Source organism: Nostoc sp. ChiVER01 (assembly GCF_034531155.1).
Classification (GTDB): domain Bacteria; phylum Cyanobacteriota; class Cyanobacteriia; order Cyanobacteriales; family Nostocaceae; genus Nostoc.
The window spans coordinates 155,986-169,050 of record NZ_JAVRBS010000014.1 but is presented as its reverse complement, the minus strand read 5'-3'; the positions used below and the strand labels follow the sequence as shown (position 1 = coordinate 169,050).

Annotated in this window: 9 protein-coding genes; 1 reads left to right on the top strand and 8 read right to left on the bottom strand. The window is 44.1% G+C overall.

The genetic code is table 11. The features are described from left to right. Positions 1 to 144: 144 nt before the first annotated feature. Positions 145 to 1,491: a multicopper oxidase family protein gene (locus RMY00_RS19450; RefSeq protein WP_322649102.1), complete on the bottom strand. Its 1,347-nt coding sequence runs from the start codon at positions 1,489 to 1,491 to the stop codon at positions 145 to 147. Between the two features lie 163 nt (positions 1,492 to 1,654). Between RMY00_RS19450 and RMY00_RS19445 the strand changes: the two genes are divergently transcribed. After that, on the top strand, positions 1,655 to 1,786 hold the full coding sequence (locus tag RMY00_RS19445) for a hypothetical protein (RefSeq protein ID WP_322649101.1): 132 nt from the start codon (positions 1,655 to 1,657) through the stop codon (positions 1,784 to 1,786). A gap of 158 nt (positions 1,787 to 1,944) precedes the next feature. Here RMY00_RS19445 and RMY00_RS19440 read toward each other — a convergent pair whose 3' ends face one another. The 7 genes from RMY00_RS19440 to RMY00_RS19410 form a co-directional block, all read right to left on the bottom strand. After that, a complete protein-coding gene (locus tag RMY00_RS19440; protein WP_322649100.1) occupies positions 1,945 to 3,000 on the bottom strand; it encodes a hypothetical protein in 1,056 nt (351 codons plus the stop codon). A 39-nt stretch (positions 3,001 to 3,039) separates the two neighbouring features. Then, on the bottom strand, positions 3,040 to 4,251 hold the full coding sequence (locus RMY00_RS19435) for an MFS transporter (protein WP_322649099.1): 1,212 nt from the start codon (positions 4,249 to 4,251) through the stop codon (positions 3,040 to 3,042). Between the two features lie 89 nt (positions 4,252 to 4,340). Next, on the bottom strand, positions 4,341 to 5,735 hold the full coding sequence (locus RMY00_RS19430) for an ATP-binding protein (RefSeq protein WP_322649098.1): 1,395 nt from the start codon (positions 5,733 to 5,735) through the stop codon (positions 4,341 to 4,343). Positions 5,736 to 5,853: 118 nt separating this feature from the next. Further along, positions 5,854 to 7,509 carry an FAD-dependent oxidoreductase gene (locus tag RMY00_RS19425; RefSeq protein ID WP_322649097.1) on the bottom strand — a complete coding sequence of 552 codons (1,656 nt, stop codon included), beginning with the start codon at positions 7,507 to 7,509 and terminating at the stop codon, positions 5,854 to 5,856. Between the two features lie 403 nt (positions 7,510 to 7,912). Beyond that, entirely contained in the window at positions 7,913 to 10,087 is a 2,175-nt protein-coding gene (locus RMY00_RS19420; RefSeq protein ID WP_322649096.1) for an AGE family epimerase/isomerase, read from the bottom strand. A 33-nt stretch (positions 10,088 to 10,120) separates the two neighbouring features. Then, a complete protein-coding gene (glgX, locus tag RMY00_RS19415) occupies positions 10,121 to 12,250 on the bottom strand; it encodes a glycogen debranching protein GlgX (RefSeq protein WP_322649095.1) in 2,130 nt (709 codons plus the stop codon). Between the two features lie 163 nt (positions 12,251 to 12,413). Next, positions 12,414 to 13,043: a DJ-1/PfpI family protein gene (locus RMY00_RS19410; protein WP_322649094.1), complete on the bottom strand. Its 630-nt coding sequence runs from the start codon at positions 13,041 to 13,043 to the stop codon at positions 12,414 to 12,416. Positions 13,044 to 13,065: the final 22 nt, after the last annotated feature.

Genomic DNA, 13,065 nt, shown 5'->3' with positions numbered 1-13,065 from the left:
TGTTGGTGGGTTAAGAGTGCAGTGCAAGCGATCGCGATCGTCAACCCCAAAACGTCGGCTGAAACCCTGATTATTTCGTCAACTTATAAAAGTTTTCGATCTACTGGAGTTTGAAAACACGCCCTAGTATCTTGAAGTGCCAGCCTACGTCACCACCTCGTAGGGCAGCATCATCTCGTTGTCCTCGTGACTGATCATGTGGCAGTGCCAAACGTAGCGCCCAGTAAACGAGTTGCCAAAGGGCAAGTTCGGCGCGGCTTGGGCACCGAAGGGGATGATAAGGCGGGTGACTTCGCCTGGGTAGACTAACACCGTATCTTTCCAGCCTGCCTCGTTCCGTGCAGGTGGTCTTGCAGGACCGATCGCAAATGGTGTAGGGTCAGGTGGTGGGTAGCTAGCTGGTACTGTTGACCCACCCGGTGGTGCGTGGTGCATACGTACTTTACGAGGGCCAGTAGCAAAGTATGCCCTCAGATACTGAGCCGTATCAATCTTTTGCCGATTGAGAATCTGGAAAAAGACTAGATGCAGGTGCATTGGGTGGGCAACTGGTTGCAGATTAATAATGTTCCATTGCTCCACAGTGTCTACCTTGGGGCGTTCCCTTAGTTCTGGATATTGCTCGGCCTCATCCCAGTAGACGTAGTTTTGTAACACCACCATCAGCTTGTTTTCAACTATGGTTTCCACTAGTGTCAAGAATCGCTGCCGCACGGGTGGAATAGCAATCGGCTTGATTAATGGTTTATGCAGTCGTAGTTTCTGAGGAATGACTTTAGGAGCAGCAGCACCCGCGTTTACCGTGAACTGCATGATTTCTGGCAGAAGTGGTTTTGGAAAGAAGCTGCCCCGACCAAACGGAAACGGTGACACAGCATCATTTTGGACGACGATTTTTTCTCCTGGTAGATTCTTAGAGAAGTCAATCAATACATCAGCCCGCTCGCCTGGAGAGAGCAGCAGGCTGGACAATGGCACTGGAGCGTTGAGCATTCCCCCATCAGTACCAATTTGAATGATTGGCTGTTTCGGCGATAGCTTGAGGTTGTAGGTTCGGTCACTTGAGCCATTGACAATCCGGAATCGGTACAAAGTGCGGTCAACATTAAGGTTTGGCCATGCTTTGCCATTGACAGTAGCAACATCACCAATCAACTCCGATTCCCAGCCAGGGGGATGGAATATCGAGCCATCGGCGTTAAATTCCCGGTCTTGTAACACCAGAGGTATCTCATAAGGAGCGCCAGAGGGGAGATTGAGTGGCCCATTACCACCTATGGGATCGTCGATGTCTCTGATTAAGTAGACTCCAGCAAGCCCGGCCAGAACGTTCAACCCAGTGATACCGAGCGCATGGTCGTGATACCACAATGTCGATGCTTCTTGATTGCTGTTGAAGTTGTATACGTAGGTCTGTCCCGGTGTAAACGTGTCTGTTGGGTAACCGTCACTTTGTGGTTCGGTGTTGCTGCCGTGCAAGTGCAACGACATTCGTGGGTTGGTGGCATCGGAGGCAAGTACACCATGCAATGTTGTGTCAAGCCCCACCATCAGAGGGTGATTTCCCACGTTATTAGCCACGGTGAGCTTAAGCGGTACCCCACGTGTGACCTCGATAGTAGGACCGAGGTAAGAAGCACCACCGTAGCCCCATGTGGCTCCTGCCCCTAAACTGCTGTGGAATGAGTGTGTACTTGGGGCGATCGCTAATATACTTGGTGGTGAACCCGCAAACGGAGTCGGCAAAAGCTCGGTAAATTTAGTTATTGGTGGCGAGGCGGCATAAGTTCTCTTTGATTGGAACATCGTAGGAATGAGAAGTCCTGCTCCCAACCCAGCACTCGCTGCTATAAAGTGTCTTCTACTTAACATTGCTATTTTATCTCTCATTGTGTAAGGAAAACCTGCGCGTTTTTCGCTCTCTGCTTGCGTTCCAACCTACGCCTAAATCACCAAATTGTTTCCAGAGGTGAGAGTCACATTGTCAACTAATAATCCAGAATCAACAGTGCGATCGCCCACATCTACAACTCCGATTCCTAAAGAGTATTGTCCGGTGGTTGGTATTGTAAAAGAAAAAGTTTGAAAGCCACTTTCTTGGCTAAATGGTGTTCTAGAAGTCATTAATAATGAGGATGTCGCGTTAGCCAAAGCCGATACAGAATCGATAGAGACGAAAGCGAAATCATTAAAAATGCCTGGAAGTTGCGGAATATCAATATTATGAAGGAAATTCCAATCGAAACTTAAGATGTCTCCAGCCTTTGCCGTGAATGTTTGTTGAATAGCGGAACCTTCAGTAGCTTCATTAATACCAGTACTTTGTTTAGCAATCTGATCGAGGCTTCCAGAATCTAACCCTAAAAATTCTTCTAAAATGGAGTCAGCAAATGTGGCTCCTCCAGTTGACAACAAAGCCTCAAAACCACCCTCGGTGGGACTACTCCCAAATGCTGATGTCTGAATACTAGATTCACCTAATGTTGTCCAGCCAGCAAAATTACCAGTTTCAAAACCACCGTTCAGGAGTGTTGAATTGGTAGGAGAAGTAGGTAAAGTAAAGGTCTTTAATGAAAGTGTATATTGACCCGATTCAAAATGGTTACCTGTAAGGTTAATATCCCTTAAACCACTCACGGCCAAATCTAGATTCCCACTAGCTGGTACTATTCCTGTGATTACGGGTAGAACACTTCTGTCAGATTGGTCATCGTTCACTTGGATATTACCAGAGTCGTTAACCCATCCCAGAAGTGGATCAAATGTGTTTGATTTTACCTGTGCAATAAAGAGATTTCCAGCTTGAAGATGTGAAAATTTAAAAAAGTCAACGTCATTATTTTCAATCTTGCCATTTACATTTCTGATATTACATGGGATCAATTGGCTCTGATCGAAAGAATTATTCGGTTCCTGATCAAATACTCTTGAAAGCAAACCTTTGAGAGATTTTGGTGAGGTACTGCCAGTCAAGGCTGAGATTTTGGATGTGATTGTCATAAATACTTTGTCCTTATATTGAAATTGTATTTAGTAGCCTTAGGTGGGAGTAGTTGACTCCATACAATTGCAACGCCTAAATATTAAAAACGTGGCAATTGCAAAAATTGCACCTGCATAAAAAACACTACTGATTCCCCAGATACCAAAAACTGCCCCCATTAATAGAGGCCCCAAAGTTTGCCCAAATCCTAGAAATGTCCCGTTGATTGACATAACCGCAGCTAAATATTCTCTGGGGGTCAACTCTGCTAACAGAGTTTGAATACTAGGAAAGCCAATGCCAAGGCCTAGTCCAAAAATCATTGTAGGGATTAATAATAGCCAAAGGCTGTGAATCAAGGGAACTATGACTAGAGCTACAGCAAAGAGAAGAAATGAAATTTTGATTAAATCTCTTTTTGAAAATTTCCTTGCCAACCTTCCAAATTGTGATGAAGTGAGCGTAATTGTGGCAGACATACTTGAGAGAATAATGCCAATAATCAAAGCTGACACATTAAATGAATTGCTGATGAGAATTGGGATATAAGTTATATAAGCACCATAAAGGAGCATGAAAGTTGCAACCGTACTCACAAAAAGCCCAACAAATTGCCGATTCTTAAAATTGCCTAGCGCATTTCTGAGATACTCTGTAAACTTCTGCTGACTTTTCGGTTCAGGACTTTTGAGCGAGAATAACACAAGCAGTCCTATAGGAATGGCCAATACGGGAAGCATAAACGGATAATGCCACCCTAATACAGCGATCGCTCCACCAATCGTGGGATAACTTGCCGTACCTATACTACCTACACTGGCGTTATAACCCATAGCATTGGTGCGCTCTTTACCTGAATAAATATCGCCAATCAGGGTTACATTGAGGGAGTTTAAGGAAGCCGCACCAATTCCTTGGAGAAAACGTAATACTAATAATAAGTTGAAATCATGAGCAAACCCGCATCCTACTCCGGCAATCCCAAATAGCATGAGCGAGGGAACAAGTATTTTTTTTCTACCAAATCGATCTGCAAGCACACCAAGAATAGGCGTTAATACAATACTAGGAAAAGTAAATACTGTGATTAGTAGCCCAATTTCTTGAGGTGATACATTCAGTTCTTTCGCTATCTTTGGAAAAACCGGATTAATACTAGAAACTCCTAAAACACCCATCAAAGTAATGCCAAAAATAATCAGAAGATTTTTATCTAAATAGACTGGCTTACGGCTCTTACCCCCAGTGATTTCTACGGCTGAATTCATGATAGTAAACTTCCTTTTTTTGATTAGATAAACACAAAATTGTGGTAAGTATTCAGGAGCCAGAATTCATGTTAATTAAACCAGTATCTTTAAGTAAATTTGATTCCAGCAATAGGTAAACGAACATGAAGGCTGGTGTTCCCTGGCTCTGAAAAGCAACGAATGTCTCCGTTATGCTGACCCACCACAATTCGATAAGAAATCTCCAGACCTAGCCCTGTCCCAACACCAACTTTTTTTGTTGTGAAGAACGGCTCAAAGATGCGGCCTTGAATCTCAGGGGGAATTCCTGATCCGTTATCTGCAATTTCTACTAGAACAGAATCTTTCTCCAACAATGTCCGCACCCAAATTGTGCCTCCCTCGCTCAAGGCATCGATCGCGTTGTCAATCAGGTTCGTCCATACTTGATTGAGCGCACTCCCGTTAGCCTGAATGGTTGGTAGTTCAGGATAGTACTCGCGTATGACTTTGACACGGTGCTTTTTGAGCTTATGGCTCAAAATTGTCAATGTGTTTTCAAGACCTTGATGCAAATCTACATTCTGTAGCGCAGACTGATCCATGTATGAGTAAGCCTTGACAGCCTTGACTAAATCGTATACGCGCTCAATAGCTTGCTCAAGCACGTTTAATACACTTGATACAGTCAGGGTTGCTTCTAGCCAAGACAGCATATCGGTGAGTGTATGGCTGGCAATCTGGTCACCGATTGCTTGTAACTGTTCAGTTTTAATCCCTGCGCCAACCAAGACAGCAGCGAATTTCCACCCATCATTCACACCATGTTCATCCAGCCAGCCCGCTAGTTCATCTTCATCATCCATCTGAGCTAAGGGATCTGAAGAGAATGGGGTTGCAGCATACTCAATGGCATTGCTTTTTAGCTGCAAAAGGTATTCTAGTTGAGTCGGTGCCAGGCGTTGGTCGATGCACCTCAGAGCGAGGGACTGGAGAACCTGCATCGTATCGCGCAGTTGTAGAGCGGCTCGATGTGCTGCTGATGCTGGGTTATTCAATTCATGAGCTAGACCTGCGGCTAGAGTCCCCAAAGCAATCAGCTTTTCATGTTGTTGAGATAACATCCGAAACTCTTGGACGCGAATTGCCATACAACCAAGGACATTTTTTCTCACACATGGATGGGCCATGAGCATTTGCCAAAAAACATCCTCTGGTATGCAGTACAAGTGGCTTCTATGTACTGCTTGGCCGCTTCCTAAATGGTGCATACCTGCAAGAATAGGTAATTCACCAAAGAACATCCCGGTTTTGAATCTATCTAGAACTATCTGTTGGTTACTAAGATCCAGTAAAATCTGTATTTCGCCTTCAAGTAGGACATAGAAATATTCTGGCGGATCTCCTTGCTGGAAAAGGGTTTGTCCAGGCTCTAACCATACTTCGGTGCCTTTCGACAACCCTTGAAGCTGATCCTCAGTCAGTTCTTGGAATAAAGAAATTTCGCATAACTTCTCAAGCATAGAAAGACCTCATACCAAGTTGCGTTCAAGAATATTAGTTTTGGCAGGTAGGGGAAGGGGTGCAGGGGAGGTAGAGGGAGAAATACTACGTATGATTACAATTTGGTATCAACTCTTTCTACAAAGATGCAAGATATTGATGAATTAATTGAACAGCGATCGCACCTTCGCCGACTGCGGAACCAACTCGTTTCACTGATTGGTGGCGAACGTCACCGGCGGCGAAAATACCTGGTACACTAGTTTCCAGCAGAAAAGGATTGCGCGCTAGTGTCCATCCCTTGGGGCGTTTGCCATCACGGATTAATTCAGACCCAGTTAAAATGAATCCCCGCTCATCACGTTCTAAAATACCATCCAACCATTTGGTATGTGGCAGCGCACCAATAAAGGTGAACAGAGCGCTAGCAGGTAAAGTTTCCATTTCATCTTGTAAGTTTACCAAGGTGAGCGCCTCAAGCTTATCTTCGCCCCAGGCTTTAACAACTTGGGTCAACAACTTGACGTTAATATTCTTCGTCTCTTCGATTTGATCGATTAAATACTTGGACATTGTTTTATGAAGTGACTCTCCACGTACCACAAGCGTTACAGACTGGGCGTATTTCGACAGGTGCATGGCAGCTTGTCCAGCCGAGTTGCCTGCCCCGACAATAAAGACGTTTTCACCTTGGCAAGCAGATGCTTCAGTGATTGCGGCTCCGTAATACACCCCAGCACCCATCAGCTTGTCAATACCAGGTACATCCAGCCGACGATAGGATACGCCAGATGCAATCAGCAGTGTGTGGCAGCTTAACTCTGACCCATCTGAGAGGGTTACAAATCGATACTGACCGTCTACACGCACGTTAGTTACTTCTTGCGGTGCTAGAATCTCTGCGCCAAACTTATGAGTCTGGGCGATCGCTCGTCTGGCGAGTTCTGTTCCGCTCAACCCTGTTGGGAAACCGAGATAATTCTCAATTCGAGAACTAGAACCCGCTTGTCCTCCTGGGGCTTGCCGTTCAATTAAGACAGTGCGTAGTCCTTCGGATGCCCCATAGACCCCTGCGGCTAGACCAGCTGGGCCTGCCCCCACGACAACTAAATCGTAAAAAGGCATTTTGGGGCGTGTCTTTAACCCGATTTTCTCTGCAATTTCGATATTTGTTGGTGCTGCCAGGTGAGAACCATCGAGAAATAACACTATTGGCAGCTGCATAGCATCATAATTAGTACACTGAAGCAAGCAGCGTGCTTCATCTGACTCTATATCCAACCACTGGTAAGGAACGTGATTGCAAGCCAAAAAATCTTTAATTTTATGGGACTTGCAAGACCATCTATGACCAACAACGCGAATGCCGTCAAAGGATGGCAAAAATGATGCCTGCCAAACCTCAAGTAAATCGTTCAGCACAGGGTACAAACGCTCTTGCGGAGGATTCCAAGGCTTCATCAAATAATAATCAATTTTTGCTTTATTGATGGCTCTGATGGCCGCCTCTGTGTCTGCATAAGCTGTAAGTAAGGTGCGTTTTACCTGCGGAAAAAGTTCAATGGCTTGTTCTAAGAACTCCAAGCCAGTCATTTCCGGCATCTGCTGGTCTACAAGCAAAAGTGCCACTGGCTCGTTACGCAATTTTAACTGTTTGAGAGACTCCAGAGCCATTTCGCCTGAATCCGCTCGCAGCACTCGATAGTCACCACCGTATTCTCGCCGTAAATCACGCTCGATCGCCCATAAAACTTGCGGATCATCGTCTATTGTCATTAGTACGGGTTTCGTCATAATTTCCTTCTTCACTGAGTTATGTTCAGTAGATTACAAAGTTCTCTGTTTAGGCTGGGTGTGGGGTGTAGGGTGTATTGAAGATGGTCGTGAATCGAATAGCACTAAGTTAACGGCAAACCCATTGTTTATAAGGCTTTGGGTGTGGGGTGTCGGGTATCGCGTGTAGTAAAGAAAATTAGTGAGTCAGAGATTGATTTGTGTCCGTACTTATATTTACTGTTCTTGATCTTCCCTACACCCCACACCCTACTCCCAACACCCTTGCTAACTAATTAGCCTTTAATAACACCCAACAAGAAGCGAATTTGTCACCTACACCCTGTCTTCTCTTGAAAGAGACGCTACGTGAACACGGAAAAGTTCTCTGCCTACTGATTTTCCTCAATTAGGTTGTGTTCAATTACACGTTGGCCATCTCGATAGCTTCATACTGCTCTAATACAGTAATGCCTTCGCAGAAAGAACTCATCTTGAGGAAATGTAATACGTGTTCAGGCGCACCAACTATATAAATATGCACATCAGCGCCTAACTTCTGTTTAGCGAAAATCAGGGATCTTACACCAGCACTGGATATGCACTTTAAATTATGTAGTAGAAATACCAGCTGTTTGACTGGTTGGGTTTTCACTTTCTCTAACTCTTCCTGAAAACCTGGTACAGCACTGGCATCTAGTACCCCAGTTAAAGAAATTTTGGCAGTACCTCCAGTTACTTCTAACAGAGTGGCGTTGAATGACACCTGAGTAGGCAATAGTCGAACTCGAACTTTGAGATCGTTTTGAGAAGGTGGCAGTTTGACTGTTAGGCTGTTGGCATCAAAGTCAAAGTGCGATCGCCCGTCGATCCATACTTCACCAATCCGTACACTGCCTGGTGGCAAAATATCCGGGGCAACTCTGAGAATGTCATCCTTAAATCCGCCTGGTTTCGGCTTGAAGTAGAGATCCATCGGCTGTTTATTCACCAGTAAATTAGTATAAACTGTTGCCAAGTAAGCCAACTCAAAGGAGTGATAACCGCTCATTGAGTGGCTACCCTTACCCCGCTCAGTTTTGCCTAAGAGGTAGGGAAGCCCATTGGCTAAAACATTGAAGTAAACTCCTCCCACTTCGGTATCGAGGAAGAAACTATTATAGAAAGCTGCTGATTCACGGGCCAATCTTTGATATTCCTGATTACCAAGGGAGCCAGCCAGGATCAGATAGGCTAAGATAGCCTGTTCTTGCTGCCACCAAGCTTTGCGATCGTGCCAGACATGGCGGTATATTTCTTCTCCTGGTTGTAGTACACGTTCTACTACGTCGTACCACCCTCCACGCTGTTGGTCGCTACCAACTGCTGGCATCATCTTGGCGATTTTTTCAGCTAGGGCGGCATAGTTTTCTTTTGGTCTGAGATGGTGCATCCGTATCAAGTTCCAAGCAATTTTCAGGTTGTGTCCTACTACTGCTCGATTCTGCTGCCATCCCCAGGTTGTATCATAGCTCCAGTCTTGATAAAAACGTTCTTGAACGAAGGGGCTATGCTCGAAATCTGGGAACCGCTTTTCAATCGTGTCAAATGTGTACTCCAGCAAATCGGCGTATTCATCCTGACCTGTGGCTAGCCAAAGATTGATTAAATAAGCTGGGGCGTGATCTCCCACGGAATTCCAGTTCTTTTTCGCGCGGTTATGGCCCAAAGATTCACTGTAGGGACTAAGGGTAATCGGATCGATGTGGGAGAAAAACCCGCCTTTATCGGTTTGATCGAGGAAATAACGGTTAAACAGATTGACTGTCAACTCAATATCATTCATAATTTGGCGATCGCCAGTTATGCGATAAGTTTGAGTCGGGCCAGCCAGGGCATAAATCTGCTCGTATGCGGGGATAGCGTCATAATCATCCCCAAATTCTGAGGAAAATATTTTCTGTTCACTACCATCTGCCTGAACGTCAATGGCATGATACCAATAGCAAATCCCTTCGCCTTCATCCAGAAAACGCATATGTTGGCGCAGGTACTCAGTCCCTTTTTCAGCCGCTTCTAGATAACGGTCATCGCCAGTCATCATGTAGGCTGTAGCAAAACCATAAACTAGGCGTGAGATAGTATCAGTTTCCTGACGATTAGTCTTTTCCTTAGCACCAACTAAGCTGAGATCGGTACGATATTTGCGATAATCAATTTCGCCGTCATCAAACTGCGATTTGAGATAGAAATTGGCAAGACTGCGAATCTGGTTAACCCACCAGTTTGGCTTTTCAAAAAAGTATTCACTTTCTGTCCGACCCAGAAAGACTATGTGTTTGGCTTCAAACTTGTACTGGTCTGCTTCTGGATAGAAAATACCATAGGCGAAAAGATAGCGATTTGGCACCAGCATTGATTTCATCTGCACAGTGCAATCGTAATAAGGTTCTTCTAGATTACGCACCAGTTCAGCAGAAGTCATTGAGGTCAATGCAACTGAAAAATTCCTACCATCTGAAGTTGTGAGGTCAAAAGTGCCAAAATCACCTTTGTGTGAGTCAAAATTGCTAACATACCCAGCGATGGTATCTGAAAACGAAAAACCTAGATGAGACATAATATTGCTCCAGTGAAAATTGCTTACCTGAATTTATTTGGAAACTAGAACGACCACGCTACGACCTTTCACAAGACAAATGTCACCTGCAACGATAGTTTCTTTCCCTGGTTCGACAATATCCATAGGGGTAGACTCAGCAGTGTCGATAACTTTGTACCATTCCCTATCTAGTAGAAAGGGAAGTTCAAAGTGGAGTTCTTCCCAGTGCATATTGAGCATGACGTGAATATCTGCATTGCCATCAAAGCCCCCCATAGTCAATGCCAGTACTCTGGAATTAGGATCGTTCCAATCTGGGCTAAATAACTTAGTACCGTGCCAAGCAATGTCTGTTAGACCCCGCTCATTAACTTCGCCACTGAAGAAATGACGGCGACGCAAGGTAGGATTGCAATGACATTTGCGGAATTCGATTATCCGTTTGCAGAACCTGAATATATCAGCGTTCTTCTGCACAAGATTCCAATCAAACCAACTAATTTCATTATCCTGGCAATAGGCGTTGTTGTTACCCTTTTGTGTCCGTCTGGCTTCATCACCACCGACAATCATCGGTACGCCTTGAGAAAGGAACAAAATTGCTATGAAATTCTTAATTTGTTGGCGACGTAAGGTATCAATTTCGAGGTTGTCAGTTTCTCCTTCAAAGCCACAATTCCAACTTAAATTTTCATCAATACCATCACGGTTCCCCTCACCATTAGCTTCATTGTGCTTATAGTTGTATGAAACCAAATCATTGAGGGTGAAACCATCGTGGCAAGTAATAAAATTAACGCTATTAATCGGTAGATGTCCGGTTTCTTGATAAAGATCAGCACTTCCGGCAATGCGCGTAGCGACTGCCCCGACTAGCCCTGGATCTCCTTTAACAAAGCTCCGGATGTCGTCACGGAAGCGTCCGTTCCATTCTGCCCACCGATAACCCGGAAAATAGCCAATTTGATAGAGTCCGCCAGCATCCCATGCTTCAGCAATGATTTTGGTGTTAGCTAAGGATTCGGATGTTTCAATGTGCCATATTACTGGCGGATGAACTAGTGCCACTCCATCGTGACCACGCGATAGGATAGATCCTTCATCAAACCGAAAGCCATCAACGTGCATTTCTTTTACCCAGAATTCCAAGCAATCTATAATCAACTTCTCTACCATAGGGTGGTTGCAGTTGACCGTATTGCCACAGCCAGAGTAGTCCATGTAGTATTGCTGGTCAGATGTGACTAGGTGATAGTAGACACTATTATCAAAACCTTTGAAATTGATGGTTGGGCCTTCATGGTTGCCTTCGTCAGTATGATTAAAGACTACATCTAAAATCACCTCAATGCCTGCTTTGTGTAAGGCCTTAACCATATCTCGAAACTCTGTAATTGGGCTGACCTCACAAGGAGAACTACAATAAGAGATTTCAGGGGCAAAGAAACTATGCGGATTATATCCCCAGTAATCTTTCAGTGGTTGACCGTTAACTTCTCGCAGAGTTTGCTTTTCATCAAAGTCAAATATCGGCAGCAGTTCAACAGCTGTGATTCCCAATTCTTGTAAGTAAGGGATTTTCTCAACGATCGCCGAGAATGTACCACTGTGCTGACAGCCTGATGAGGGTGATTTAGTAAATCCGCCAACGTGTACCTCATAAATGATGGTATCACTCATTGGGTAATTGAGGGGGCGATCGCCTTGCCAATCATAATCAGAGATATCAATGACTACACTACGCATTGAGGTACTTACGTTGTCTTTTGATCCCAAAGCGTCAGCACGGTTCCAAACAAAATTGTTAATTCCTTTAGCGTAAGGATCGAGCAGTACCTTATTTTTGTTGAAGCGGTGTCCCCTTCTGTGTAAATCGTTAGGCCCATCAACTCGATAGCCATAGGAAATACCGGGTTTTAACCCTCTTACATAGATATGCCAGATGTAGAAAGTTTTATTCAGCCTGGGGTTTAATTTAATGATTTGTGATGGTTCTGGGTCATCATACTGCTCAAACAACAAAAGTTCAACAGATGTAGCGTTTTCTGAGAAAATCGAAAAGTTTACTCCGTCTTTGTCTGGCGTTGCCCCCAAAGGATTTGCTTTTCCTGGTTCTAATTGGTATTGATTTATTAGCGGTGCAAATTGAATTTCATCTTCTATCGTGGTGATAATAGCCATTTGAGCTTTCCTCTCATTGCAATGATTAATCAGTTAACTATGTCTTTGTAAAGCTGCACCGGATTTTCGCTTTTGAACGCTAAGGTTATCGCAAAGTACAGAGAGTTTTTTGAAAGATATTTCGCCAGAGCGAAAATTAAGCGCAACTTTATAAAAGATTGGTTTAAGCGGTAACTTTATTCAATGCTTGCTTGTTAATTGCCTCTAAATAAGCAATCACAAATTCGTTAACTACATCAGGGTGTTTTCCCGTAATTAAATTGCCGTCGGTATGTACTCTTTTAGTACCATTGCCATCAAAAACAATAATTCCTCCGGCATTCTGCACATCGGCAATCACATTATGAGCGCAGGTAACTTGACGATTTTCCAATAATTCTGGTGCTGCACAGAACAGCCAAAGGCTATGACAAATAGTTCCAATTGTTAATTGATCGTTATCCATCGCCTTGACAGCTTTACGAAGGAATTTGACGGCTGGGGCTTGGTTGGGTTGTCCCTCTTGAGAATACTCTTCATACCGGAGACGATCCATCGCATAGCCACCGATTAAAATAATGCCTGCATAATCTTGAGGAGCAACATCGTTCACTTCTGCGGTAACTGTCACTTCTTGTGTTAAGTCATTTCCCTTGAATGTCAGTTGTTTTTGATTCCAAAGATGAGATATATACTCTATCTCGTATCCATTCCTAGTAAAGAAATTATTGAAGGTTTTGAACTCAAACTCGTCAAAGTGATCTTCAATCAGAACACCTATTTTTCCTTTTTTACTAGTTACTTTTGTTACCATAGTTCCTAACTCCGGATAATTG

Bases quoted from the DNA above. Each gene is read 5' to 3' on its own strand.
- RMY00_RS19450 (WP_322649102.1), bottom strand. From the start codon at position 1,491: ATGTCGTTGCACTTGCACGGCAGCAACACCGAACCACAAAGTGACGGT.
- RMY00_RS19440 (WP_322649100.1), bottom strand. From the start codon at position 3,000: ATGACAATCACATCCAAAATCTCAGCCTTGACTGGCAGTACCTCACCA.
- RMY00_RS19435 (WP_322649099.1), bottom strand. From the start codon at position 4,251: ATGAATTCAGCCGTAGAAATCACTGGGGGTAAGAGCCGTAAGCCAGTC.
- RMY00_RS19430 (WP_322649098.1), bottom strand. From the start codon at position 5,735: ATGCTTGAGAAGTTATGCGAAATTTCTTTATTCCAAGAACTGACTGAG.
- RMY00_RS19425 (WP_322649097.1), bottom strand. From the start codon at position 7,509: ATGACGAAACCCGTACTAATGACAATAGACGATGATCCGCAAGTTTTA.
- RMY00_RS19420 (WP_322649096.1), bottom strand. From the start codon at position 10,087: ATGTCTCATCTAGGTTTTTCGTTTTCAGATACCATCGCTGGGTATGTT.
- glgX (WP_322649095.1), bottom strand. From the start codon at position 12,250: ATGGCTATTATCACCACGATAGAAGATGAAATTCAATTTGCACCGCTA.
- RMY00_RS19410 (WP_322649094.1), bottom strand. From the start codon at position 13,043: ATGGTAACAAAAGTAACTAGTAAAAAAGGAAAAATAGGTGTTCTGATT.